Genomic DNA, 24,343 nt, shown 5'->3' with positions numbered 1-24,343 from the left:
TGAGATCTCGCGTGTCGTGATCGTCGTGTTGTTCGTCGTGATCGTCATCGTCGTTGTGATCGTCACCGTCTCAAGATTTTTCGTCCGGCCCGCTCGTCCAGAGCGGGTAGATCGACTTGTCGTCCCCGCGGAAGCCGGTGTCGACCTCCGTGCCCGAGGGCAGCTGCCAGCGGATGACCAGTACCCCGTCCTGGGACATGACCTTGCCCGCCAGACCGCGTTCGGTGCGGATCGCGCGGATCGAGTCCTGCGGGATCCAGATCGGGGATGCGCCGTCGCGTTCGAGCAGGGCACCGGATCGGTATCGGGTCAGTTCCGCGTTGGCGCGGTGGCCGAGATCACCGACCGCGATGCGGTCCTGCCAGCTCGGCGCGAGCGTGCTGCCGACGTACAGACCGGTGGTCGGCTCGACGAGCCGCTCCCCCAGCTCCGCCGGCACGGTCGGCAGTTCGCCGACCACGTCCTGCTGGCGTCGGGCACGTCCCTTCCAACCCTTCCACATCAGCAGGACGAGCACGACCCAGAGCGCGAGGAAACCGACGGTGATGAGAACGCGATCCATGTCGGTTCCTACCTTTCGGTCGAGCGCGGGAACACCGCACCGTCGCGGGCGGTGATCCGCCCGCGCAACACAGTGGTGGTGACCCGGCCCGGCAGGGTCATGTCCTCGTAGGGCGTGTTGTGGGAGATGCTCGCGAGGTCGGGACCGTGCACCGTCCACTCGGTATCCGGGTCGACGAGCACGATGTTCGCGGGTTCGCCTACCTCGAGGGGCCGGCCCTGATCGTCGAGGCCCACGATCTCCGCGGGACGCTCGCTCATGACCTTCGCGACGCCGCGCCAGTCCAGCAGGCCCGGCCGGACCATCGTCTCGATCACGACGGACAACGCCGTCTCGAGCCCGAGCATTCCCGGACGTGCCTGCGAGAACTCGCAGCACTTGTCCTGTTCGGCGTGCGGGGCGTGGTCGGTGGCCACACAGTCGATGGTCCCGTCCGCGAGGCCGCGTCGCAGTGCTTCGACGTCGCTCCGCTCCCGCAGGGGCGGGTTGACCCGGTTGATGCCGTCGTAGCTCTCGAGACGCGAGTCGTCGAGGAGCAGGTGGTGCGGCGTGACTTCGGCGCTGATCGCGATGCTCTGCGAGCGTGCCCACCGGACGAGCTCGACGGTGCCGGCCGTCGACGCGTGGCAGATGTGCACGCGGGCTCCGGCGTCGCGGGCGAGCAGCGCGTCGCGGGCGACGATGGACTCCTCGGCGGCACGGGGCCAGCCGGTGAGGCCGAGACGCGCCGCGGTCGGTCCTTCGTGCGCGACGGCACCGACGGTCAGCCGCGGCTCCTCGGCGTGCTGGGCGATGAGCACCCCGAGCGAGGCCGAGTACTCGAGCGCTCGACGCATCAGCAGCGGGTCGTAGACGCACTTGCCGTCGTCGGAGAACATCCGCACGCCACCGACACCGGCGGCCATCGTGCCCATCTCGGCGAGCTGCTTGCCCTCGAGTCCGACGGTGACCGCACCCACGGGGTGGACGTCGACAAGCCCGACCTCGCGGCCGCGGCGCCACACGTGGTCGGTGACGACCACCGAGTCGGCGACCGGATCGGTATTGGCCATCGCGAACACCGCGGTGTACCCGCCGCGCGCCGCGGCGGCCGAGCCCGAATCGACGGTCTCGGTGTCCTCGCGGCCCGGTTCGCGCAGGTGCGTATGCAGGTCGACGAAGCCCGGGAGCATGATCTGCCCCGTGCCGTCGACGATCTCCGCGTCGTCGCCGACCTCGAGGTCGGTTCCGACGGCGAGGATCTGCTCGTCGCCGAGCAGCACGTCGACCGGATCGCCCTCGCCGTAGAGGCGGACGTTGCGGATGAGCACCTGCGGCGTCACCTGTGTGTCTCCTGTTCCTGTGTCTCCCGGGTGGGAAGTGTGGGTCACGACAGGTTCCCTTCCGTCCCCACGAGCAGGCGGAAGAGCACCGCCATCCGCACGTGGACACCGTTGCTCACCTGTTGCAGCACCGCGCTCTGCGGGGCGTCTGCGACCGGGAAACCGATCTCCATGCCCCGGAGCATCGGACCCGGATGCAGGATCACGGCGTGCTCCGGCAGCAATGCCGCGCGCTTGGCGTTGAGTCCGTATCGAATCGAGTACTCGCGGGCGGACGGGAAGAACCCGCCGTTCATGCGCTCGGCCTGCACCCGCAGCATCATGACCGCGTCGAGGGTGGGAAGTTCGGCTTCGAGCGAATCGGCGACCGTCACCGGCCAGGTCTCCACTCCCACCGGCAGCAGGGTGCGGGGAGCGACGAGCACGACCTCGGCGCCGAGCATGCTCAGCAGCAGCGCGTTCGACCGGGCGACACGGCTGTGCAGCACGTCGCCGACGATGCCGATCCGGCGGCCTTCGATCGAGCCGAGACGCTGGCGCAGGGTGAGCGCGTCGAGCAACGCCTGAGTGGGATGTTCGTGGGTACCGTCGCCGGCGTTGACCACGGCCGGTCCGGAGCCGGATTCGTTGGTCCACTGCGCGATCCGGTGCGCGGCACCGGAGGCGGAGTGACGGACCACCAGCGCGTCGGCGCCGGCGGCGTGCAGGGTCAGCGCGGTGTCGCGCAGCGATTCGCCCTTCTTCACCGACGAACTGGACGCCGAGACGTTGATGACGTCAGCGCTCATCCACTTGCCGGCGACCTCGAAGGACACGCGGGTGCGGGTGGAGTTCTCGTAGAAGACGGTCATGATGGTGCGGCCGCGCAGCGTGGGGAGCTTGCGCACCTCACGCCCGAGCAGTGCCTGCTCGAACCGCTCGGCCTCGTCGAGAAGCCCCGTCGCGGAGTCCTTCGTCAGATCCGCGATGGTGAGCAGGTGTTTCACTGGGACTTGCCTCCGGAGATCTCGACGGCGTCGCGCCCGTCGTGTTCGGTCAGCAGCACGCGGACGTCCTCGCTGCGCGCGGTGGGGACGTTCTTGCCGACGTAGTCGGCCCGCAGCGGCAGTTCGCGGTGGCCGCGGTCGACGAGGACCGCGAGTTGCACCGCGCGGGGTCGTCCGAGATCGCGCAGGGCGTCGAGCGCGGCGCGGACGGAGCGTCCCGAGAACAGGACGTCGTCGACGAGGACGACGAGGGTGTTGTCGACTCCGCCCTCGGGCACCGAGGTGCGCTCCAGCGGGCGGTGCGGCTTCGTGCGGAGGTCGTCGCGGTAGAGCGTGATGTCGAGCGAGCCGACCGGGACACGGACGCCGGCGAATTCCTCGATGCGGTCGGCGAGGCGCTGGGCGAGGGTGATCCCGCGGGTCGGGATGCCCAGGAGTACGACACGCGGTGCGTCCTCGGGGGTGTCGAGAGCGGTCTTCTCGATGATCTGGTGTGCGATACGGGAGATCGTCCGGTGGACGTCGGCAGCGGAGAGCAGCTCACGCGCCGGCACGCCGGTACCGGAGGACGTAGTGGGGGTAGAAGCTGTGGACCCGTCCTCGGACACGGCCATACAGCGACCTCCTTCTCCGCCTCACTGGACGGATCGTTAAAGGATGCCTGACAGTTGTCGAGCCTATCAGCGTCGACGTCCGCCTCGGCACGGATGACGGGTGAAGCGCAACACAGGCCCGGATGCGTGAGCGGGCCCGGCGGGAGTCTTCCCACCGGGCCCGCTCACGGTGCCTCGTGTCGTCGCTCACCCGAGAAGGGTGACGAAGTCAGGACTCGTTCGAGCCCTGATCCTGCGACTCCTGCGCCGGCCGGGCGAGGGTGGCAGCGGCTGCTGCACGCACCTGGTCGGCGACAGTGACGATCTGACCCAGCACCCCGTTGACGAAGGCCGGCGAATCGTCGGTGGACAGCTGCTTCGCCAGCTCGACCGCCTCGTCGACGGCCACCACGGGCGGCACGTCGGTCGCGTGGAAGAGCTCCCACACCGCGATGCGCAGGATCGCGCGGTCGACGGCGGGAAGGCGGTCCAGCGTCCATTCGTGCAGGTGATCGGCGATCACTCGGTCGGTCTCGTCGAGGTTGTCGGCGACACCGCGGATGATGGTCTGCGCGTATGCCGGCACCGGCGCGACCTGGTCGTCGTCGATCGCGAGTTCGACGCGATCGGCGGCGAGGTCGACGGGGTGCACGTCGCGGGCCTCGGCCTCGAAGAGCAGGTCCACGGCGCGCTTGCGGGCCTTGTGGCGGGCCCCGAGCTTCTTCTGGTTACCGGACACTCAGGAATTCACTCGCCCGAGGTAGCTGCCGTCGCGGGAATCGACCTTGAGCTTGTCGCCGGTGTTGATGAACAGCGGAACCTGGATCTCGGCGCCGGTCTCGAGGGTCGCGGGCTTGGTGCCGCCGGTGGAGCGGTCGCCCTGCAGGCCCGGATCGGTGTGCTGGACGACGAGCTCGACCGTGACCGGGAGCTCGACGAACAGCGGGACGTCCTCGTGCGTGGCGACCTGCACGGGCATGTTCTCGAGCAGGAAGTTGGCGCTGTCGCCGAGCAGTTCGGGCGAGATGGTGATCTGGTCGTAGGTCTCGCCGTCCATGAAGACGTAGTCGGTGCCGTCGTTGTAGAGGTAGGTCATGTCGCGGCGATCGACGGTGGCGGTCTCGACCTTGACACCGGCATTCCAGGTCTTGTCGACGGTCTTGCCCGACGTCACATTCTTGAGCTTCGTGCGCACGAAAGCAGGACCCTTGCCCGGCTTGACGTGCTGGAACTCGATGATCTGCCAGAGCTGTCCGTCGATTTTCAGAACGAGGCCGTTCTTGAAGTCACTGGTGTCAGCCACTTGGTTCGTGTCTCCTAGGGTCGAGGAACCGCCCTCAAATGACGGTCAATGTCTTGTCGGTGAGCGTGAGCAACTCCGGAGTATGCTCCCGCACCACGAGCGTGTCTTCGATCCGCACGCCTCCGCGCCCCGAGAAGTACACGCCCGGCTCGACGGTCACCGCCGCACCGGCGACAAGTGTACCGGTCGCCGCGGCGCCGATTCCGGGCGCTTCGTGGATCTCGAGGCCGACTCCGTGGCCCAGCCCGTGCAGGAACAGGTCGGCGTAGCCGGCTTCGGCGATCACGGTGCGCGCGGCGGCGTCCACCGCGGCGCAGTCGACACCGGGCGCGAGCGCCTCGCGTCCGGCCTGCTGCGCGCGCAGGACCAGCTCGTACAGGTCGCGCTGCCAGTCCGCGACGCGGCTCAGCACGTAGGTGCGCGTCATGTCGGAGTGGTAACCGCCGATCTGCGCCCCGAAGTCGAGTTTCACGAAGTCGCCCTCCGCGAGGACCGCGCCGGTCGGGCGATGGTGCGGGATCGCCGAATTGGCACCGGCGGCGACGATCGTCTCGAAGGAGATGCCGTCGGCACCGTGCTCGAACATGCGCCATTCGAGGTCGCGGGCGACCTCCTTCTCGGTTCGACCCGGACGCAGACCGCCCGCCGCGATGAGGTCCGCCAGTGCGCGATCGGCCGCACCGCATGCCTCGCGCAACAGACCGATCTCGTGTTCGTCCTTCACGGCCCGCAGGTGTTCGACGAGCCCGGGAGCGGGAACGAAGCGGACGGACACGCCGAGCTCGCCCCACCGCGACCGTTCGTCGACCGTGACGACGTGACTCTCGAATCCCCAACGCGCAGAACCTGTTCCGAACTCGGTGACGAGGTGGGCGGCCGACGACCGGGCGATCACGGCCCGCAGGTCGGGGACCTGCTCCCCCACCTGCGTGACGTAGCGGCCGTCGGTGCAGATGACGGTGCGCGTCTCGTTCTCGTCGTCCTCGGTGGAGACGATCAGCGCCGCGTTGGATCCCGTGAAGCCCGTGAGGTAGCGGATACCGGTCAGATCGGTCACCAGCAGCGCATCGAGTTCGCGTTCGGCGAGCAGCGCACGCAGCGCTCGACGGCGGGAGGCGTGGTCGGCAGACATATCGCTCAACCTACCGCGATCACGGCTGTGGGACGGGACACACTGTCGGCTTCGCCACCCGTTACGCTGAGGTACATGAAACCCTGGTTGCTCCGCGGACTCGGGCTCGCCCTGGTCCACGTGGTCGTGCGCGTCCTGCTCGGTGCCGCTCTCATCCAGTGGCCGTTGCAGGGATCGGTACTGCGCTGGCTGGGCTTCGCCGTGGTGGTCGTCGCAGCGTTCGTCTGGGCCGGTCTCGACGGCATCCGCGACCACCGCGCCCATCCCGACGCCGACGAGGGCGACGACCTGACGATGCGCTGGCTCGCCGCCGGTGCGGTCACCGGCCTGGTCGGCGGGGTCCTCACCTGGCTCGTCGACACCGTCACCCCGATGCCGGTGGGTGTGACGTCCCTGTTCTTCGAGATCACCTCCGGTGCCGCGTTCACCGTGCTTCTGGTATTCCTGCCGGCGATGGCGGCGGTGACGCTGGGCCGGTTCTTCGCGCGCCGGAACGAGCGCAAGGCCGCCCGCGACGACGACTGGTCGGTCCACCGCGATCACCACGCGCCCGCAGGCGTCGGAGCGGCCGCGGGTTCCGCTCCCGCGAACTCCGCGCAGCAGACCGATCCCGCCTGGCGCAGCGACGACTCGCCCACCGAGGTGTTCCCGAGGGTCGATCCGAAACAGTGAGACCCGAGTAGTGAGACCCACAGCAGTGAGACCACCCGCCGCCGCACATCCGGGGGCGGGTGCTCAGTTTTCCGAGTTGTGACGGTCAGTAGAGGTAGCCGACCCCGAGGAGCCGACCATGACCGACATCACCGAGACGCTCGACCTGACTCCCGCGACCCGCCGGATGGAGCGCATCCTGGCGGGGATCGACGACGCCCAGTTGCCGGGGCCCACACCGTGTTCCGAGACCTCCGTCGGTGCGCTCGTCGACCACGTGCTGGGCCTGTCCCTTGCGTTCACGGCCGCGGCGCGCAAGGACATCGGCCCGCACACCGACACTCCCCCGCAGCTCACGAGCGAACTGCCGCCGGACTGGCGACGTCTCGTTCCCGACCGGCTCGGCGACCTCCGCCGAACGTGGAGCGATCCCGCAGCCTGGGAGGGCATGACGCGCGCGGGCGGCCTCGACCTGCCCGCGCCGGTCGCCGGACTCGTCACGCTCGACGAACTCGTCGTCCACGGCTGGGACCTCGCCGTGGCCACGGGACAGCAGTACTCCTGCGAGCCCGACGAAATCGCCGCGTGTACCGCATTCGCGGAGAGCATCACCGACGAGGAACGCGTCGCCGACGGGGGCGGCCTGTTCGGTCCGGCCGTCCGGGTGGGCGACGACGCTCCGCCGCTGGACCGCCTGATCGGACTGACCGGGCGCGACCCGTCGTGGAGACCGCCCGCATCGGCCGGGTGACGCTAGAGCAGCACGGTTCCCGCATCGGCCTTGCCCTGTCGCGCGACCTCGGAGTAGGCCGCCGCGAGCAGGGTCGGGTCGGGTCCCTCGAGCCTGCCGGGCTTCGCAAGTCCGTCGAGGACGACGAACCGAAGCATGCCGGCACGGTTCTTCTTGTCGGTCTGCATGCCCGCGAGCAGATCGGCGAAGGCGTCGGGATCGTAGGTGGTGGGCAGGCCGACGGATTCGAGGATCGCGCGGTGCCGGTCGGCGGTGGCGTCGTCGAGACGCCCTGCAAGCCGGCCGAGTTCGGCCGCGAAGACCAGGCCCACCGACACGGCGGCGCCGTGGCGCCAGCGGTACCGCTCGCGACGCTCGATGGCGTGGCCGAGGGTGTGACCGTAGTTGAGGATCTCGCGCAGGCTCGACTCCTTGAGGTCGGCCGCGACCACCTTCGCCTTGACCTCGACCGATCGCCGAATCAGCTCGGGCAGCACCGTCCCGGCAGGATCGAGCGTGGCCTCGGGGTTCTCCTCGATCAGGTCGAGGATCACCGGATCGGCGATGAAGCCGGTCTTGATCACCTCGGCGAGTCCGGCCACGATCTCGTTGCGCGGCACCGTCTCGAGGGTCGCGAGGTCGACGAAGACCGCCGAGGGCTCATGGAACGAACCGACGAGGTTCTTGCCCGCCTCGGTGTTGATGCCGGTCTTGCCGCCCACCGCGGCGTCGACCATCGCCAGCAGCGTGGTGGGGATGTGGTAGACCCGCACGCCGCGCATCCACGTCGCGGCCACGAAACCCGCGAGGTCGGTGGCGGCACCGCCGCCGAGGCTGATGACGGCGTCCGAACGGGTCAAGCCGATGCGGCCGAGCACCTCCCAGCAGAATCCGGCGACGGCCAGCTCCTTGCCGTCCTCGGCGTCGGGGATCTCGATGCGGTGGGCGTCGATGCCGGTCTCGGCGAGCGCCTCCCGCACGGCGTCGGCCGTCGCGGTGAGCGTCGGCTGGTGGAAGATCGCGACGGTCCGCGTGCCGGACAGTTCTTCGACGACGTCACCGAGCAGTCCCCGGCCGATGATCACCGGATAGGGCTGGGCGGTCTCGACGTCGATGCGTACCGGTTCGGTCACGGTGTGGGGCTCCGATCCTCGCTGATGGTCTGGCTGGTCGCGGCGTCCGCCGCTTCGAGTTTGGCGAGCACCTGCTGGACGACCCGCCCGGGGCTGCGGCCGTCGGTGCGCACCCGGATGGTCGCCGCCTGCCGGTACAGCGGGCGGCGGCGACGCATGAGGTCGCGGTATTTCTGGGCCGGATCACCACCGGCCAGCAACGGCCTGGTTCCGGCGGCGCCGACCGCGCCGGTGCGACGCAGTCCTTCCGCCACGCTGATCTCGAGATAGACGACGGTGTGTCCGGCCAGTCGCGCGCGGGTGCGCTCCGAAAGGATCGCTCCCCCGCCCAGGGACACCACACCGTCGTGGGTGTCGAGGGCGCGCGCGACGAACTCCTCCTCGATCTCCCGGAAGGCCGGTTCGCCGTCCTGGGAGAAGATGTCGGGGATGGTCCGGCCGGTCACACGCTCGATCTCGGCGTCGGTGTCGAGCAACGGCAGCTCGAGCGCGTTCGCGACCCGACGACCGATCGTCGACTTGCCCGCTCCCGGCGGGCCGATGAGTACCAGGCGAGGCGACATGCGATCACCGCGGCGGCCGCGCCGCGATGCCCTTCAGGTAGTGGTCGATGTTGCTCACGGTCTCGGCGAGCGAGTCGCCGCCGAACTTCTCGAGGGCGGCCTGCGCGACGACGAGGGCGACCATCGCCTCGGCGACGACACCCGCCGCGGGCACCGCGCACACGTCGGAACGCTGGTGGATCGCGACGGCCTCGTCGCCGGTGGTCATGTCGACCGTCGACAGGGCGCGCGGCACGGTCGAGATCGGCTTCATCGCCGCCCGCACGCGCAGGGCCTCACCGTTGGTCATGCCACCTTCGATGCCGCCGGCGCGGTTGCTCGAGCGGAGCACACCGTCGAGGCCGGGCTTCATCTCGTCGTGGGCAGCGCTGCCGCGGCGACGCGCGGTCTCGAAGCCGTCGCCGACCTCGACACCCTTGATGGCCTGGATCCCCATGAGGGCCGCGGCCAGTCGCGCGTCGAGGCGATCGGCACCGCTGACGAACGAACCGAGGCCCACGGGCAGCCCGTGCACCACGACCTCGACGATTCCGCCGAGGGTGTCGCCGTCGCGCTTGGCGGCCTCGATCTCGGCGATCATGGATTCCTCGGCGGCCTTGTCGTAGGCACGCACTGGGCTCGCGTCGATCGCGGCGAGATCGTCGGCACCGGGTTCGGGGCCGACATAGGGATCGGATGCGCCGATGGAGATGACATGCGAGACGACCTCGGCGCCGAACGCCTGGCGCAGGAAGTTCCGGGCAACCGTGCCGGCCGCCACGCGTGCTGCGGTCTCCCGGGCGCTGGCGCGCTCGAGGACGGGACGCGCGTCGTCGAAGCCGTACTTGAGCATGCCCGCGAAGTCGGCGTGGCCGGGGCGGGGACGGGTCAGCGGCGCGTTGCGCGCCTGACCTTCGAGCAGTTCGGCATCGACCGGGTCGGCGGCCATGATGGTTTCCCACTTGGGCCATTCGGTGTTGCCGATCTCGATCGCGATCGGGCCGCCCAGGGTGCGTCCGTGCCGGACGCCACCGATCACGGTGACCTTGTCGGCCTCGAACTTCATGCGTGCGCCGCGGCCGTAGCCCAGTCGCCGTCGCGCGAGTTGCTCCGAGATGTCGTTCGACGTCACCTCGACTCCGGCGACCATCCCCTCGAGCATCGCGACGAGAGCGGGACCATGGGATTCTCCAGCAGTTATCCAACGCAGCACAGGTCCATCCTTCCATGTTCGTCCGCCGACTCGACATGCCGCCCCTGGTCAACCCGTCGAGATCACCGCCAGCGCCGCGGCGGCGCACATCGACGGTCCGTGCGGAAGCACGCGCGGAGCGGCACGCACACCCCCGCGGCGGGCCTCCCGGAGCCGCAGAAACAGGGACGCACCTGCGGTGAGGACGGATGGGAGCAGTGCACCGAGGAGCACCGCCGAGGGGCCGGCGAGTCCGGTGACGGCACCGAGCCCGAGGGCGAGTTTGACGTCGCCCGCACCCACCGACCGCGGCACCGCGAGGTGGGTGATCAACAACGGTGCCGCGAGCAGAAGTGCACCGGCGAACGCCGCCCGGCCGTGCCCCGTCGCCGCGGCCACGCCGAGGATCGTGCCCGCTCCCCCGAGCGTCAGCACGTTCGGCAGACGCCGCACGAGCAGGTCCACGGCGCTCAGGCACACGCACCACCATCCGAACATCGCTGCTCCGACGACCGCCGCGCCCGTGGTGATCGAGACCGCGACGAGTGCGGCTGCCGCGCATGCCGCCTCGCACGAACCCGGCAGCGGCCGACGACCGGCCGTTCTTCCCGCCACCACGCGCACGATCGCTCCCACGCCCACGCCGAGAACCACCATCGCGAGCTCACCCACCGTCTCCCCTGCCACGACCCGGAGCATCCCCCATCCACACTCGCCGGCAGGGCGTTCGCGCGGTGTCCGGCCCGGTCCTGTGGACAGGCACGTCTCCTGTGGACAAAGCCGCACAGTGCGGCGATCGTCCTGCGAGGATTGCCGGAGTCTGTCGGTTCCGGTCGGAAGGTTCTGGTCGAATGGAGATTTCGTCGCTGCTCGAACACGTGGGCACGGCCATCGACGTCGTCGGAGTCGGCGTCATGGTGATCGGCGCATTGGCGGCGACGTGGATCGCGGCGACCGCGCGGCGGCGCGGACCGGGTTCGGAGATCTACGAGCCGTACCGGCGCAATCTCGGCCGGTCGATCCTGCTCGGCCTCGAATTCCTGGTCGCCGCCGACATCATCAAGACCGTCGCCGTCACGCCGACCTTCACATCGGTGGGTGTGCTGGCGGTCATCGTGCTCATCCGCACCTTCCTGAGCTGGTCGCTGCAGCTGGAGATCGACGGCCGGTGGCCGTGGCAGCGTTCGGCTCCCGACGCCGAGACGACGACCGGCACGACGCCGGCTACCTGAGCGCGTCCCGGACCTCGTCCCGCCGGCGCAGCAGATGCGCGCGCTCGATGGCGTTCTCCGTCCGCGCCGCGGCGGTGGCGTATGCCTCACTCGCCTCGGTGAGCCGGCCGAGGCGGGCGAGCAGGTCGGCCCGGACGGCGTGGAAGACGTGGTACCGCTCGAGGTCGAGGCGGTCGACGATCCCGAGAGCCGCTGCGGGACCCTCCACTTCGGCGAGTGCGACGGCCCGGTGCAACGCGACGACCGGTGTGGGATCCGCGGCCATCAGCAGGTCGTAGAGCGCGACGATCTGCGCCCAATCGGTGTCCTCGAAGGTGGGCGCGTCCGCGTGCACCGCAGCGATCGCGGCCTGGATCTGGTAGGGCCCCGGCCTGTTCCAGCGCAGGGTGCGCCGCACGAGCGCCTGCCCTTCGTCGATCAGCGCGCGGTCCCACCGCGAGCGGTCCTGATCTGCGAGCAGGACGAGGTCGCCGCCGGGTCCTGTCCGCGCGGCGCGTCGGGATTCGCCGAGGAGCATCAGGGCGAGAAGTCCCGTGGTCTCGGGATCGTCGGGAACGAGCCCGGCCAGCACACGCGCCAGCCGCACCGCCTCCGAACACAGGTCCGTGTCGACGAGTTCGGGTCCGGCGCTCGTCGTGTGGCCCTCCGTGTACACGAGATAAAGCACGGAACGCACCGCGTCGAGACGTTCGGGAAACTCGTCCGGGGACGGGATGCGGAACGGGATGCGCGCGTCGCGGACCTTCCCCTTGGCTCGGGAGATCCGTTGCCCCATAGTCGTTTCCGGCACGAGGAAGGCTCGGGCGATCTGCGCGGTGGTCAGCCCGCCGAGCAGCCGCAGTGTCAGCGCGACCCGCGACGCAGGCGCGAGCGCCGGGTGACAACAGGTGAAGATCAGACGGAGGCGATCGTCGGGGATCTCGGGCGGGACGACCGCTCCGGAGTCGAACGCGTCGTCGGATGTCGGGTAGAGCAGGTCCGCCTCGGCGTGCTTGATCGGACGTGCGGCCTCCCGCCGTGCCCTGTCGATCGCCCGGCGACGGGCGGTGGTGATGATCCACCCGGCCGGGCTCGGCGGGATCCCCTCCCCGGGCCACCGTTCGACGGCGATCGAGAAGGCGTCCTGCACCGCGTCCTCGGCGGCGTCGAGGTCGCCGAGGACGCGGGTGAGCACGGCGATCGCCCTGCCGTATTCCTCACGGAAGGCACGTGCGATGTCGGCGGTGGACGGCCCGGTCATCGAGCTTCGCACGTCATCCGGCGCAGGAGCCGAACGCCAGGGGCCGCACCTCGATGGGCAGTGTGGTGGCGTCGGCAAGACCGCGCGCCCACCTCAGCGCCTCGTCGAGGTCGGGCACGTCGATGACGTCGAAGCCACCGAGATGCTCCTTGCCCTCGATGTACGGACCGTCGGTCGTCGCCGTGCACCCCTCGTCCGTGCGCACGACCGTCGCCGTATCCGGAGGGTGAAGGCCGCCGGAGAACACCCAGACCCCTGCCTCCCGGATCTCGTTCTGCCACGCCGCGACCTTCTTCATGATCGGTTCGAGGAACTCCGGTGACGGCGGTTCACCGTCGGGCTGGTAGATGCTCAGCAGGTACTGCGCCATGGCGGGGTCCTTCCCCTCGGCGGCCGGCGGCTCCGGCCTCTCACCCTCTATACGAACGGTAGGGCGCCGATTCGACACCTGCGCGGAGAAATCCGCTGCCCACCCGCTCAGGCATCGCAGGTGGACAGCGGACGGTGTCGGGTGCGGCCTACTGCGCGACGAGTTCGACGATGGTGGCGTTGGCCTGGCCACCGCCCTCGCACATCGTCTGCAGGCCGTACCGGAGGTTAGTACGGCGCATGTGGAAGATCATGTCGGTGAGGATGCGGGCACCGGAACCCCCGAGCGGGTGACCGAGAGCGATCGCACCACCGTTGGGGTTGAGCTTGTCCTCGGGTGCGCCGATCTCCTTCTGCCACGCCATGGGCACCGGAGCGAACGCCTCGTCGACCTCGAAGACGCCGATGTCCTGGTGGGGCCGCGCCCCGTCGTACCGGGTTCTCAGGCCGGGTGCGGAGAGTTCAGATCGAGCCCGACGGCGCGCGCCATCTCCGCGCGCGGCGCGGGCAGCCCCGTGAACTGCTCGACCTGCCCGAAGGCCTGGTTCAGGAGCATGTGCAGACCGCTGACGACGCGGACACCGCGTGCCTCGGCCGCTGTCGCCAGCGGCGTGGGCCAAGGGTCGTAGATTGCATCGAGGATGCACGGCGCCTGCGCGAGAGCTTCTGTGTACGGCGCTGCCGCGGGTGCGGGCACGGTGCTCACGAGCGCACCGGCCTCGGCGCAGACCCGGGCCAATTCGGGTGCGTCGAACGTCAACCACCGAGCCTCGATGTCGTCGCCGAGACAATCGAACGTCGCGCGGGCTTTCTGCTCGGACCGCGCGACCACAGTCACCGAGCGCACACCGAGGTCGGTGAGACCGACGAGCGCCGGCCGCGCGGTACCACCCGAGCCGACGACGACCGCCGACGCGCCGGACAGATCGCCGACGCCGGCCGAGCGCAGTGCTCCGGACACGCCGTCGACGTCGGTGCAGTCGGCACGCCACCCGTTCTCGATGCGCACGAGGGTGTTCGCCGAGCCGATCCTCACGGCCCGCTCGGTGCGTTCGGTGGCGAACTCGAGAGCCGCGAACTTACCGGGCATCGTGACGGACAGACCCACCCATTCCTCACCGAGCGAGGACACGAGGCCCGGCAGCTGCTCACCGGTGCATTCGATGCGTTCGTAGGTCCACTCGGTCAGCCCGAGTGCCCGGTACGCCGCGAGATGCAACAAGGGCGACTTCGAGTGCGCGATGGGTTTCCCGAGGACCGCGGCCCTCCGGACACCTCCGTTCGGATCAGCGGCCACTGTCGAGGATCCCGCTCGCGAGTGCCAGTTCGGTGTTCTGCAGGTGCTCCTCGTAGGAATTCGCGAAGAGCGTGGTGCCCTTGTCGTCGATCGTCACGAAGTAGATCCATTCCCCCGGTTCCGGGTTCTCCATCGCCTGCAGCGCACCGATGCTCGGTGACGAGATGGGCGTCGCCGGAAGACCGACCATGGCGTAGGTGTTCCAGGGGGTCACCCGCGCGCGGTCGGCGTCGGTGGTCGCGAGTTCGGTCTCGTCGAGTTCGTAGTTGACGGTCGAATCGAACTGGAGCATCTGGTCGATGTCGAGGCGGTTGAGGATCACGCGCGCGACCTTCGCGAAATCCTGTGGCAGAGCCTCGCGTTCGACGAGCGATGCAGAGATGAGCATCTCGTACGGGGTCAGCCCCACCCGTGCGGCCGCGTCGGTGATCCCCGTCGCGTCGTAGCTGGCAGCACTTTCCGACACGAGGCGAGCCAGGATCTCGACGGGTTCGGCCGTCGGATCGAAATCCCAGCTGCCCGCGGCGATGAGGCCTTCGAGCTGCCGCCTGCGGTCGGGCACGTTCGCGACCGCGTCGCGTGCCCATTCCGGAACTCCGAGTGCCTGCAGGTCCGGGGTGGCCCCGGCCGCGTCGAGTTCCTCGTAGGTGACGCAGTTCTCGGCGGCCGGATCGCCGTGGCAGCTCGCCTCGGCGATGAGCGTGTAGATGCCCTTGCGGACGGCACCGGTGTTGACGTCGCGGATGTCGTGGAGCTGACGTCCCTCGGAGATCACGAGCGCACCGACCCGGCTGGCCGGGTCGACGAGGGCCGCGACGGCGTCGACAGCCGGGATGTTGGTGGCCACCTGGTAGAAGCCTGGTTGCAGCGAATTCATCCCCGAGTTCTGCACGGCCGCTTCGTAGAAGGCGGCGGAACTCGCGACGACACCCTTGTCGACGAACTCGCTGCCGATCTCCCCGGCGGTCTCGCCCGGGTTGACCCGGACGACGACGGCCGGTCCGGGAGGTCCGGTGAAGTCCGGCGGAAGATCGGTGCCGAGGAACCGGTCGTAGGCGAGATAGCCGCCACCCACGACGACGAGCAGGAGCACCGCGGCGGCGAGCGCACCTACGACACGTCCGCGCTTCTTACGCCCGCTCGCCTTCGGATCACGGCGTGCGGCGCGTTCCGAACCACCGACCGCGAGGGGGACCGCACGCTGCTCGGCGGTAATCTCCTCCGCTGCGACCGCGTCGTCGGCGGGGTCGTCGTCACGGCTCGCGTCGCGTGCGGCGTAGGAGTATCCGCCCGGGTACTCTTCGTCGAGATGTCCCCCGTCGGGGTGATCGGCCGGAGCGTGTCCGCGATCGGCGCCGATGGACCCCTCGTACTCGTACCCGGATCCTGCGTAGCCCCCGTCGCCGTAGCCCTGCTCGGCATAGCCCTGCTCGCCGTAACCCTGTTCGGCGTGACCGGGCGGCGGGCCATCGAATACACCCGGCTCGAAGTTCAGGACCGTGGTCTCGTGATCGTCGGGATCGGGTCGACGGGCCTCCGGGTGCCCACTCGGGACGCCCTCGTATCCACCACCGCCGTACGGATCACAGCCGTGGGAGTCGTTGCCGTACGGGTCGTGCCCGTATGCATCGTGACCTCGAGGGTCGGATGCGTACGGATCGTCGTACCGGTAACGCGGGTCTGATCGATACGGATCCTCGGATCCGGATCGATACGGATTCTCGGATCCGGTGCGATCCACTGGAGGTTCCGTGTACCCACCGGCGTAGGGATCCGCGAACAGATCCTGCCGTGCGTTCTCCGAATGGTCGTCGTGTCGTCCGTGCCGGCTCACCGGCTGTCCCCCGCGTCACGCCCCGACTCGTTCACTACCGAACTCCGCTCGTCCAACCAACCCTGCAAGATGGCCACGGCGGCGGCCTGGTCGATGACCGGCCGCGCACCTCGCGCACTCACCCCGCTCTCGCGGAGGGCGCGCGCCGCAGTGACCGTCGTGAAACGTTCGTCGGCCAGGCGCACGGGAACGTCGGGTAAGGCACGGCGAAGTCGACGCGCGAAGTCGCTCGCCAGTTTCGCGGCCTTGCCGGGCTCACCGCGCAGTGTCTGCGGCAGCCCGACGATAACCTCAACAGCCTCGTATTCCCTAACGATCTCGACGATGCGCCGGATATCGGGTGCGTCGGGTCCGCGTTCCTTGGACCGCGGCACCGTCTCGACCGGGGTGGCGAGGATCCCGTCGGGGTCGCTGGAGGCGACCCCGATCCGGACGCTCCCGACGTCGACTGCGATGCGGCGACCACGGCCGGGATCGTCCACTCCGGGACGATCGGGGCGCAGCGGTTCGGCCACGCTCAGCCGGCCAGCTCGCTCAGACGGGCACGGAAAGCATCGAGTGCGGCCGGGATACCGGCCGGATCCGCCCCTGCGCCCTGAGCCATGTCGGGCTTGCCGCCCCCGCGACCACCGATCGCGGGACCGAAGCTCGCGACGAGGTCGCCTGCCTTGATGCCCTTCTCCTGCGCAGCCTTGGTGGTGGCCACGACGAAGGGCACCTTGCCGCCGGCGTTGCCGAGCAGCAGCACCACGGCGGGCTCGGTGCCGAGCCGGCCACGGACGTCGGATGCGAGTGTGCGCAGGTCGTTGCCGGCGACATCCTCCGGGGCGGCCTCGGCCACGACGAGCACGTCACCGACGCGCTGCGCCTTGCTCGCGTACGTTCCGGCTGCGGCGGCGACGTTCGCGGCGCGGGTCTTCTCGAGTTCCTTCTCGGCGGCCTTGAGCCGATCGAGCAGGGCCTCGACACGTCCGGGCACCTCCTCGGAGGGAACCCTCAGGGTCGAGGACAGGCCCGCGAGCAGCGCGCGTTCCTTCGCCAGGTGGCGGTACGAGTCGAGACCGACGTACGCCTCGACGCGGCGGATGCCGGAACCGACGGACTGCTCACCGAGGAGCGTGACGGTGCCGACGTGCGAGGAGTGCTGCACATGCGTGCCGCCGCACAGCTCCATCGAGAACGGGCCGCCGATCTCGACGACGCGGACCTCGTCGCCGTAGTTCTCGCCGAACAGGGCCATCGCGCCCATCTTCTTTGCCTTGTCGAGGTCGGTGACGAAGGTGTTGACGGGATAGTTCGCCGCGACGGCCTCGTTGGTGACGGCCTCGATGTCCTGCTTCTGCTGCTCGGACAGGGCGCCGGGCCACGAGAAGTCGAAGCGCAGGTAGCCGGGCTTGTTGAGCGAACCGGCCTGCACGGCGTTGGGGCCGAGCACCTCGCGCAGCGCGGCGTGGACCAGGTGGGTGCCGGAGTGGCCCTGGGTGGCGCCCTTGCGCCACTCGGGATCGACCTGCACGAGGACGGCGTCGCCTTCGACGACCTGGCCCTCGAGCACCGTGACCTTGTGGGTCCACAGTTGCTTGGCGATCTTCTGGACGTCGTCGACCTTGATCTTCAGGCCCGGGCCGGTGATGCTGCCGATGTCGGCGATCTGGCCGCCGGACTCCGCGTAGAGGGGGCTGCGATCGAGGATCAGCTCGACCTGCTGGCCCGCGCCCGCCGCGTGCAGGCGCTCGCCACCGGTGATGACGGCGAGCACGTGCGCCTCGGTCACCAGCTCGCTGAAACCGGTGAACTCGGTGGGACCGCGGTCGAGGAGTTCCTTGTAGACGGTCAGGTCGGCGTGGGCGTGCTTGCGGGCCCGGGCGTCGTCCTTGGCGCGCTGGCGCTGCTCGGCCATGAGCGATCGGAAGCCCTCCTCGTCGACGGTCAGGCCCGCCTCGGCCGCCATCTCGAGGGTGAGGTCGATCGGGAACCCGTAGGTGTCGTGGAGGGTGAACGCCTCCGTGCCACCGAGCACATTCCTACCCTGCGACTTCACGGTCTCTACAGCGCCTTCGAACAGCTTGCTGCCGGTACCGAGGGTCTTGAGGAAGGCCGTCTCCTCGCCCACCGCGACGGTCTCGATACGCGAGAAGTCGGTGTCGAATTCGGGATAGGACGGGGCCATGGTGTCGCGCACGACCGCCATGAACTCGCGCATGGTGGGCTTGTCGGCGCCGAGCAAACGCGCCGAGCGCACGATGCGGCGGAGCAGGCGGCGCAGCACGTAGCCGCGGCCGTCGTTGCCGGGGTTGACGCCGTCGACGATGAGCATCGCCGCGGTGCGGGCGTGGTCGGCGATCACGCGGAAGCGCACGTCGTCGTCGTGCTTCGCGCCGTAGACGGCGCCGGTGAGTTCGGCGGCCTTGTCGATCACGGGGCGCAGCAGGTCGGTCTCGTAGACGTTCTCGACGCCCTGGAGCAGGAAGGCGACGCGTTCGACACCCATGCCGGTGTCGATGTTCTTCTTCGGCAGCGGGCCGAGGATCGGGTAGTCGTCCTTGGCACCACCCTCACCGCGCTCGTTCTGCATGAACACGAGATTCCAGATCTCGATGTAGCGGTCCTCGTCGGCCTCGGGGCCGCCTTCGACGCCGTAGGCGGGGCCGCGGTCGTAGAAGATCTCGGAGCACGGACCGCACGGCCCGGGGATGCCCATCGACCAGTAGTTGTCCTTCATGCCGCGACGCTGGATGCGTTCCTCGGGCACGCCGACCTTGTCGCGCCAGATCGAAAACGCTTCGTCGTCGTCGAGATAGACCGTCGCCCACAACTTCTCGGGGTCGATTCCGTAGCCGCCGTCCTCGACGGATCCGGTGAGCAGCGACCACGCGAAGGTGATGGCCTCTTCCTTGAAGTAGTCGCCGAACGAGAAGTTGCCGGCCATCTGGAAGAAGGTGTTGTGGCGGGTGGTCTTGCCGACCTCCTCGATGTCGAGGGTGCGCACACACTTCTGCACCGACGTGGCGCGGGTGTAGGGCGGGGTCTGCTGCCCGAGGAAGTAGGGCACGAACGGGACCATGCCGGCGTTGACGAACAGCAGGTTGGGATCGGCGAGGATCAGCGACGCGCTGGGCACCTCGGTGTGTCCCGCCTTCACGAAGTGATCGAGAAAGCGCCTGCGGATCTCGTGGGTCTGCACGTCGATGGTCCTTTGTGGTCTGGCGATGGTGTGAACTTCCCGGGACGGGCGGTCGACCCTGTCGATCGGCCGTTCTTCAGCTTATCGCGCCGCCGAAAGCGGCCGCGGTACGGCGCCGTGAGTACTCGGCGGAGGGCGTCACCGCTCACCGCGCACAATGCGGCGCAGCTTGGGCAGGCGGGCCGACAGCTCCCGTTCCACACCGCGACCGGTCGGCTCGTAATAGTCGACGCCGACCAGCTCGTCCGGGGCGTACTGCTGCGCGAGCACGCCGTCCGGGTGCGCGTGCGGGAACTTGTAGCCGATCGCGTTGCCGAGCTTCTGCGCGCCCTGATAATGACCGTCGCGCAGATGGGCGGGCACCGGACCGGCCCTGCCCGCCTTCACGTCGGCGATCGCGGCGCCGAGCGCGGCGGTCACCGAGCCCGACTTGGGTGCGGTGGCGATATGGATGGTGGCCTGGGCGAGCGCGAGCTGGGCTTCGGGCATCCCGACCTGCTGCACGACCTGCGCTGCGGCGACCGCCGTCTGCAGGGCGGTGGGATCGGCCATGCCCACCTCCTCACTGGCCTGGATCATCAGGCGGCGGGCGATGAAGCGCGGGTCCTCCCCCGCGACGATCATCCGGGCCAGATAGTGCAGGGCCGCGTCGACGTCGGAGCCGCGCAGCGACTTGATGAAGGCGCTTGCGACGTCGAAGTGCTGGTCGCCGTCGCGGTCGTAGCGCACGGCGGCCTCGTCGATGCTCGACTCCACGGTCGCGAGGTCGATGACGGCCGCGTCGCCACCGGAGACGGCGAGCGCCGTGTCGGCGGAGGCCTCGAGCGCCGTCAGGGCACGGCGGGCGTCGCCCCCGGCGAGCCGGACGAGGTGGTCGAGGGCGTCGTCGTCGATCTCGACCGCACCGGCGAGTCCACGGGCGTCGGTGCGCGCACGTTCGAGCAGTGCCCGGATGTCGTCGGGCCCGAGCGGCTGCAGTTGCAGCACCAGCGAGCGCGACAGCAGCGGGGCGACCACGGAGAACGACGGGTTCTCGGTCGTCGCGGCGACGAGCAGCACGATGCGGTTCTCGACGGCGGCGAGCAGCGCGTCCTGCTGGGTCTTGGAGAAGCGGTGGACCTCGTCGATGAACAGCACGGTCTGTTCGCCGTGGGTGAGGCGCCGACGTGCCAGGTCGATGACGGCACGCACGTCCTTGACGCCCGCGGACAGGGCGGACAGCGCTTCGAACCGGCGTCCGGTGGCTCCGGAGATCAGTGAGGCCAGGGTCGTCTTCCCAGTGCCGGGCGGACCGTAGAGCACGACGGAGGCGGCTCCCGATCCCTCGACGAGCCGCCGCAGCGGTGCTCCCGGTTCGAGCAGGTGCTGTTGCCCGACCACCTCGTCGAGACTCGCCGGTCGCATGCGCGCAGCGAGCGGCGCGTTCGCGCCGCCGGCCGCGACGGGTTGCCGGCGGACCTGCGGTTCGTCCTCGGGTTCCGGTTCGCGTGGCGCCTCGAACAGGGCGTCCGGTTCGGCAGACGGGTCGTTCGCCCCGAAAAGATCACTCACGCATCCGACGCTACAAGCTCGCACCGACGCCCGGTCGGCGGCGGTGTTCGTCGTTCGCATGGACGGATGACCGACCGTGTGGTCGGATCTTGATCGTGCCCACGACACCGACCGCCGAACATGTGTCCCGCCGCGCCGTGCTCCGGTCGTCGATTCTCGCCGCCGGTGCTGCGGCCTTCGCCTCGACCTCGCAGCACGCGCAGGCATCTCCCGCCGTCTTCGCGCACGGCGTGGCATCGGGAGATCCGTTGCCCGACGCGGTGATCCTATGGACGCGGGTCACACCCTCGCCGCAGGCGGCACCCGGCTCGGGCGCGGGACCGGACGTCCCGGTCACCTGGGAACTCGCCCGCAGCAACAGCTTCGACACGCTGGTCGCGAGTGGGACGGTGACAGCGAGTTCCGTCTCCGACCACACGGTCAAGGTCGACGCCCGCGGGCTCGTACCGGGCACGACCTACTTCTATCGATTCCGCGCCGGCGGTGCCATCTCCCCGACCGGCAGGACGTTCACCGCGCCCTCGCCCGACGCTGCGGTCGCACGCCTGCGCTTCGGGGTCGTGTCGTGCGCCGACTGGGAGGGCGGTTTCTTCTCCTCCTACCGCCACCTCGCCGCACGCGACGATCTCGACGCCGTGGTGCACCTCGGCGACTATCTGTACGAGTACGCGGCCGGGAAGTTCCCCGTCGCCGGTGGCCGCGGAGTTCGGACGCACGAGCCCGCCCACGAAATCGTGAGTCTCGCCGACTACCGCATCCGGCATGCGCAGTACAAGACCGATCCGAACCTGCAGTCGCTGCACGCGAAGGTGCCGTGGATCGTGATCTGGGACGACCACGAGTCGGCGAACGACGCCTGGGCGGGCGGGGCGGAGAATCACGATCCCCTCGTCGAGGGCGACTGGGCCCCCCGCAAGGCCGCGTCGGTGCAGGCCTACGACGAGTGGATGCCGGTTCGCCCGAACGGCGGACGGCTCTACCGGCGCCTGCGGTACGGACGGCTCGCCGAACTGTCGATGCTGGATCTGCGGAGTTATCGCTCCGAGCAGGTCCTCGGAACCGGACGGCAGGTCGACGATCCGAGTCGCACGATGACCGGACGGGACCAGATGGAGTGGCTCACCGCAGGCCTGGCGAGCTCCCCCACCCGGTGGCAGTTGATCGGCAATTCGGTGATGTTCTCGCCGATCGTGTTGCCGCCCCTCGATCCGCGGACTACCGGAGCACTGACCGAACTCGTCGGAGTGCCGGCTGGAGGTCTGCCCTTCAACACCGACCAGTGGGACGGTTACACCGCGGACCGTCGACGGTTGATCGACACCATCACGGCGGCGGGACTGCGCAACGTCGTCTTCCTCACGGGCGACATCCACACCTCGTGGGCGATGGACGTCCCGGTGGACGCCGCCGACTATCCGGGTGCCGGCACCGTCGCCACGGAGTTCGTGGTTCCGTCGGTGACGTCGGCGAACATCGACGAGTTGCTCGGTGTGCCTCCGCGGAGCCTGTCGCCCGCGCTGGAGGCGACGGCGACCGCGGCCAACCGGCACGTGCGGTTCGTCGAACTCGATTCGCACGGTTACGGGGTGCTCGACGTGACTCCCGAGGCGACGCAGATGGAGTGGTTCTTCATCGGCGACCGCACGGATCCGAACACGGACGCGCGCCGCGCCGTGGGATACCGGGTGGCCGACGGCGCGACGAGGATCGAACCCGCCGCTCCGCTGGTGTAGACGCCGGTCGGCACCTGGCGGATCGGTCGCTCTAGCCGGCGGCGCGGTCCTCGAGGTGGGCGAGCACGTCGCGGGCGTGCGCGGCGACGTCGTCGTGGCCTGTCGCGGTGGCGAACTCGGCGAGCAGCGACCAACGGGCGCGGAGCGCGGGGATGCGCGGCACAGACAGTCCGTGTTCGCGTACCGAGGCGATCCGGGCATGGTCCTCGGGCAGGAACAGGTGCGTGCTCAGCCAGATGCACGCGAGCAGTGCGTCGAGCAGCCGCTCCTCGAGCACCTCGTCGTAGGCCAGCTGCGGCCACATGGCGACGACCTCGGCGCGCCACGCGTCGGCCATCGCACGGATGCGATCGACGGACAGCGGCACCGAGCACAGGCACAGCGGGAAGGAACTGAGGGCGTATGCGATGTCCAGGGTCGCGTCGCGGAAGCCGCCCCATTCGTAGTCGAGGAACTGCACACCCTCGTCGCCGACCACGATGTTGTCGGGGCACAGGTCGGACGGGCTGAAGGCCCGGAAACGCCCGCCGGTGAACAGCTTGGACGCCCGCTCGGCACGCTCGCGTACCGACTCGGGCACCGACAGGCCGAAGTCGGCCTCGAGGAGCTCGGGCACACCCCGCACGGCATCGAGGGCCTGCTGGGACACGGCGTCGGCGACCCGCGCGACGTCGGCGCGACGCAGCAGCGCCGCGAAGTCCTCCTCGCGGCCGACGGTCGCCGCATGCATGCGTCCGAGTGCCTGAGCCAGGGCCATCAGGGTGTTCCCGGCGGCCTCGGAACTGTTGCGGAGCACCTCCGACAGGGTGGTCGCGTCGCCGAGGTCGCTGAGGACCAGCAGGCGAGCGTCGAAGTCGTAGGCGAGCAGTTCGGCACCCGGACGGTGATCCTTCGCGAGGGCCGTCGTGAACTGGTAGGAGACCGCCTCGCGGAGGAAGGCGATCTGCTCGTCCGTCTCGGAACCGCGGAAGTCGACGTGGCCGGTGCCACGCGAGGGCGGTACCTGCTTGAGGACAAGAGTGCGCGGGAGCGAGAACGGATTGGCGGCCACTCGTACCCGTACGACCATCGAGCGGCCACTGCCCCCGAGATCCACCGGATCGGTCAGGGTCACCGTGGCGCCGGTACGGCGGGTGAGCAGCGCTTCGGCGGCGTGAACCACCTCGGACACGGGGTCTGCCAATGTTGCGGTCATCACTGCCCAATCTACAGGTTCTCGGTCACGACGAGGTCCTCCACAATGCTCGGATCGAGCAGGACCTTCTTCACCCGTGCCCGGCCCACCAGGTCACTTTTGTCTGCTTTGCGAGGGGAAATCGCTGTTCATCCGGGTGTGTCCCCGTCCGCGCCCCGGCCGCTCCGCTCCTCGGACGCCGATCACGATCGGGACACGTCACGATCATTCCGGTGAAACGTGTGTCACCTTCTGAAAACCACGGGCGGTGCCACGATCTACCGCAGCCTTCACGACACCGAAGATCAGACCCTGGAGGGCGGCCGCGATCAGCACGTCCCGGGTGCGCTGCGACAGATCCTGAGGTTCGGGCCGTTCGTCACTGCCGCCGACCTTCTTCCACACTTGGTTGAAGACGGCTCCGGCGAGGATGCCTCCTCCCACACTGGCTGCGAGAGCGAGCGGCTTGTAGAAGATCACGCGTGCGTCGGCCATGGATACCTCCTCGATCCGTCGCCCCCGTTGGCGCCGGACCGACGGAGTACCCGGGCAGGATCCTCACAAACCTCATCGGGCCCACGAA

The 24,343-nt window shown here is 69.4% G+C and carries 24 protein-coding genes and 1 pseudogene; 4 read left to right on the top strand and 21 right to left on the bottom strand.

What is annotated here, in order from left to right; all coding sequences use genetic code 11:
• Positions 1–70: 70 nt before the first annotated feature.
• The 7 genes from K3M35_RS02310 to K3M35_RS02280 form a co-directional block, all read right to left on the bottom strand.
• Positions 71–562, bottom strand: coding sequence for a transporter (locus K3M35_RS02310; protein WP_220665920.1), 492 nt, complete (start codon positions 560–562; stop codon positions 71–73).
• An 8-nt stretch (positions 563–570) separates the two neighbouring features.
• A complete protein-coding gene (locus tag K3M35_RS02305) occupies positions 571–1,884 on the bottom strand; it encodes a dihydroorotase (protein WP_220665919.1) in 1,314 nt (437 codons plus the stop codon).
• Positions 1,885–1,928: 44 nt separating this feature from the next.
• Positions 1,929–2,870: an aspartate carbamoyltransferase catalytic subunit gene (locus K3M35_RS02300; protein WP_016691672.1), complete on the bottom strand. Its 942-nt coding sequence runs from the start codon at positions 2,868–2,870 to the stop codon at positions 1,929–1,931.
• Positions 2,867–3,484 carry a bifunctional pyr operon transcriptional regulator/uracil phosphoribosyltransferase PyrR gene (gene pyrR, locus K3M35_RS02295; protein WP_024100783.1) on the bottom strand — a complete coding sequence of 206 codons (618 nt, stop codon included), beginning with the start codon at positions 3,482–3,484 and terminating at the stop codon, positions 2,867–2,869. The genes K3M35_RS02300 and pyrR overlap by 4 nt, the downstream gene beginning before the upstream one ends.
• Before the next feature lie 208 nt (positions 3,485–3,692).
• On the bottom strand, positions 3,693–4,202 hold the full coding sequence (gene nusB / locus K3M35_RS02290; protein WP_006551442.1) for a transcription antitermination factor NusB: 510 nt from the start codon (positions 4,200–4,202) through the stop codon (positions 3,693–3,695).
• The gene (gene efp / locus K3M35_RS02285; protein ID WP_006551441.1) at positions 4,203–4,766 is read right to left on the bottom strand and encodes an elongation factor P; all 564 of its coding nucleotides are present in this window, start codon (positions 4,764–4,766) and stop codon (positions 4,203–4,205) included.
• A gap of 34 nt (positions 4,767–4,800) precedes the next feature.
• Entirely contained in the window at positions 4,801–5,898 is a 1,098-nt protein-coding gene (locus K3M35_RS02280; protein ID WP_006551440.1) for a Xaa-Pro peptidase family protein, read from the bottom strand.
• Between the two features lie 75 nt (positions 5,899–5,973).
• Here K3M35_RS02280 and K3M35_RS02275 point away from each other — a divergent pair, with 75 nt between their 5' ends.
• Both K3M35_RS02275 and K3M35_RS02270 read left to right on the top strand, forming a co-directional pair.
• Entirely contained in the window at positions 5,974–6,570 is a 597-nt protein-coding gene (locus tag K3M35_RS02275; RefSeq protein WP_024100782.1) for a B-4DMT family transporter, read from the top strand.
• 118 nt (positions 6,571–6,688) lie between these two features.
• On the top strand, positions 6,689–7,300 hold the full coding sequence (locus K3M35_RS02270) for a TIGR03086 family metal-binding protein (protein ID WP_081263366.1): 612 nt from the start codon (positions 6,689–6,691) through the stop codon (positions 7,298–7,300).
• 2 nt (positions 7,301–7,302) lie between these two features.
• Here the strand turns inward: K3M35_RS02270 and aroB are convergent, their stop codons facing one another.
• From aroB to K3M35_RS02250, 4 genes are read right to left on the bottom strand one after another with little or no spacing between them, the layout of a single operon-like run.
• Positions 7,303–8,412, bottom strand: a complete 1,110-nt coding sequence (gene aroB, locus K3M35_RS02265) for a 3-dehydroquinate synthase (RefSeq protein ID WP_064060289.1) — start codon at positions 8,410–8,412, stop codon at positions 7,303–7,305.
• Positions 8,409–8,975, bottom strand: coding sequence for a shikimate kinase (locus K3M35_RS02260; RefSeq protein ID WP_064060288.1), 567 nt, complete (start codon positions 8,973–8,975; stop codon positions 8,409–8,411). Before K3M35_RS02260 ends, aroB begins: the two co-directional genes overlap by 4 nt.
• Before the next feature lie 4 nt (positions 8,976–8,979).
• Positions 8,980–10,167, bottom strand: coding sequence for a chorismate synthase (gene aroC, locus K3M35_RS02255; RefSeq protein ID WP_006551435.1), 1,188 nt, complete (start codon positions 10,165–10,167; stop codon positions 8,980–8,982).
• Positions 10,168–10,215: 48 nt separating this feature from the next.
• Positions 10,216–10,845, bottom strand: a complete 630-nt coding sequence (locus tag K3M35_RS02250; RefSeq protein WP_220665918.1) for an A24 family peptidase — start codon at positions 10,843–10,845, stop codon at positions 10,216–10,218.
• 152 nt (positions 10,846–10,997) lie between these two features.
• On the opposite strand from K3M35_RS02250, the gene K3M35_RS02245 reads away from it, so the two are divergent.
• Positions 10,998–11,378 (top strand): DUF1622 domain-containing protein, encoded by a 381-nt coding sequence (locus K3M35_RS02245; RefSeq protein WP_064060286.1) that lies wholly within the window; start codon positions 10,998–11,000, stop codon positions 11,376–11,378.
• Here the strand turns inward: K3M35_RS02245 and K3M35_RS02240 are convergent.
• The 8 genes and pseudogenes from K3M35_RS02240 to K3M35_RS02205 all read right to left on the bottom strand — a co-directional run bounded on the left by K3M35_RS02240 (position 11,371) and on the right by K3M35_RS02205 (position 20,853).
• Positions 11,371–12,618: an RNA polymerase sigma factor gene (locus K3M35_RS02240; RefSeq protein ID WP_064060285.1), complete on the bottom strand. Its 1,248-nt coding sequence runs from the start codon at positions 12,616–12,618 to the stop codon at positions 11,371–11,373. The genes K3M35_RS02245 and K3M35_RS02240 overlap by 8 nt on opposite strands.
• Positions 12,619–12,631: 13 nt before the next feature.
• Positions 12,632–12,988: a YciI family protein gene (locus K3M35_RS02235; protein ID WP_019289266.1), complete on the bottom strand. Its 357-nt coding sequence runs from the start codon at positions 12,986–12,988 to the stop codon at positions 12,632–12,634.
• 148 nt (positions 12,989–13,136) lie between these two features.
• Positions 13,137–13,394 (bottom strand): annotated as a pseudogene (locus tag K3M35_RS02230) (acetyl-CoA C-acetyltransferase); the annotation flags it as partial.
• Between the two features lie 35 nt (positions 13,395–13,429).
• Positions 13,430–14,284, bottom strand: coding sequence for a shikimate dehydrogenase (locus K3M35_RS02225; RefSeq protein ID WP_064060283.1), 855 nt, complete (start codon positions 14,282–14,284; stop codon positions 13,430–13,432).
• Complete coding sequence (gene mltG, locus K3M35_RS02220) at positions 14,274–16,118, bottom strand: endolytic transglycosylase MltG (protein WP_064060282.1); 1,845 nt, start codon at positions 16,116–16,118, stop codon at positions 14,274–14,276. Before mltG ends, K3M35_RS02225 begins: the two co-directional genes overlap by 11 nt.
• Positions 16,115–16,633, bottom strand: coding sequence for a Holliday junction resolvase RuvX (ruvX, locus tag K3M35_RS02215; RefSeq protein WP_006551427.1), 519 nt, complete (start codon positions 16,631–16,633; stop codon positions 16,115–16,117). The genes mltG and ruvX overlap by 4 nt, the downstream gene beginning before the upstream one ends.
• Positions 16,634–16,635: 2 nt before the next feature.
• Complete coding sequence (alaS, locus tag K3M35_RS02210) at positions 16,636–19,302, bottom strand: alanine--tRNA ligase (protein WP_039587098.1); 2,667 nt, start codon at positions 19,300–19,302, stop codon at positions 16,636–16,638.
• A 138-nt stretch (positions 19,303–19,440) separates the two neighbouring features.
• Complete coding sequence (locus K3M35_RS02205; protein ID WP_024100770.1) at positions 19,441–20,853, bottom strand: replication-associated recombination protein A; 1,413 nt, start codon at positions 20,851–20,853, stop codon at positions 19,441–19,443.
• A 95-nt stretch (positions 20,854–20,948) separates the two neighbouring features.
• On the opposite strand from K3M35_RS02205, the gene K3M35_RS02200 reads away from it, so the two are divergent.
• A complete protein-coding gene (locus tag K3M35_RS02200) occupies positions 20,949–22,586 on the top strand; it encodes an alkaline phosphatase (RefSeq protein WP_064060340.1) in 1,638 nt (545 codons plus the stop codon).
• A gap of 31 nt (positions 22,587–22,617) precedes the next feature.
• Here the strand turns inward: K3M35_RS02200 and K3M35_RS02195 are convergent, their stop codons facing one another.
• Together K3M35_RS02195 and K3M35_RS02190 are read right to left on the bottom strand one after the other, a co-directional pair.
• Positions 22,618–23,781 (bottom strand): kinase, encoded by a 1,164-nt coding sequence (locus K3M35_RS02195; protein WP_033096583.1) that lies wholly within the window; start codon positions 23,779–23,781, stop codon positions 22,618–22,620.
• Between the two features lie 204 nt (positions 23,782–23,985).
• Positions 23,986–24,255 carry a DUF4235 domain-containing protein gene (locus K3M35_RS02190; RefSeq protein WP_006551422.1) on the bottom strand — a complete coding sequence of 90 codons (270 nt, stop codon included), beginning with the start codon at positions 24,253–24,255 and terminating at the stop codon, positions 23,986–23,988.
• Between the last annotated feature and the right edge of the window lie 88 nt (positions 24,256–24,343).

This window comes from Rhodococcus sp. DMU2021 (genome assembly GCF_019641445.1).
Taxonomy (GTDB): domain Bacteria; phylum Actinomycetota; class Actinomycetes; order Mycobacteriales; family Mycobacteriaceae; genus Rhodococcus; species Rhodococcus pyridinivorans.
The sequence above is the reverse complement of the archived record's forward strand: the minus strand, read 5'-3'. Positions and strand labels throughout refer to the sequence as shown.

What these genes read in the sequence shown, in the direction of transcription:
- K3M35_RS02310 (WP_220665920.1), bottom strand. Translation starts at nt 562, where the DNA reads ATGGATCGCGTTCTCATCACCGTCGGTTTCCTCGCGCTCTGGGTCGTG.
- pyrR (WP_024100783.1), bottom strand. Translation starts at nt 3,484, where the DNA reads ATGGCCGTGTCCGAGGACGGGTCCACAGCTTCTACCCCCACTACGTCC.
- K3M35_RS02280 (WP_006551440.1), bottom strand. Translation starts at nt 5,898, where the DNA reads ATGTCTGCCGACCACGCCTCCCGCCGTCGAGCGCTGCGTGCGCTGCTC.
- K3M35_RS02275 (WP_024100782.1), top strand. Translation starts at nt 5,974, where the DNA reads ATGAAACCCTGGTTGCTCCGCGGACTCGGGCTCGCCCTGGTCCACGTG.
- K3M35_RS02270 (WP_081263366.1), top strand. Translation starts at nt 6,689, where the DNA reads ATGACCGACATCACCGAGACGCTCGACCTGACTCCCGCGACCCGCCGG.
- K3M35_RS02260 (WP_064060288.1), bottom strand. Translation starts at nt 8,975, where the DNA reads ATGTCGCCTCGCCTGGTACTCATCGGCCCGCCGGGAGCGGGCAAGTCG.
- K3M35_RS02250 (WP_220665918.1), bottom strand. Translation starts at nt 10,845, where the DNA reads ATGCTCCGGGTCGTGGCAGGGGAGACGGTGGGTGAGCTCGCGATGGTG.
- K3M35_RS02245 (WP_064060286.1), top strand. Translation starts at nt 10,998, where the DNA reads ATGGAGATTTCGTCGCTGCTCGAACACGTGGGCACGGCCATCGACGTC.
- K3M35_RS02240 (WP_064060285.1), bottom strand. Translation starts at nt 12,618, where the DNA reads ATGACCGGGCCGTCCACCGCCGACATCGCACGTGCCTTCCGTGAGGAA.
- K3M35_RS02235 (WP_019289266.1), bottom strand. Translation starts at nt 12,988, where the DNA reads ATGGCGCAGTACCTGCTGAGCATCTACCAGCCCGACGGTGAACCGCCG.
- K3M35_RS02195 (WP_033096583.1), bottom strand. Translation starts at nt 23,781, where the DNA reads ATGACCGCAACATTGGCAGACCCCGTGTCCGAGGTGGTTCACGCCGCC.
- K3M35_RS02190 (WP_006551422.1), bottom strand. Translation starts at nt 24,255, where the DNA reads ATGGCCGACGCACGCGTGATCTTCTACAAGCCGCTCGCTCTCGCAGCC.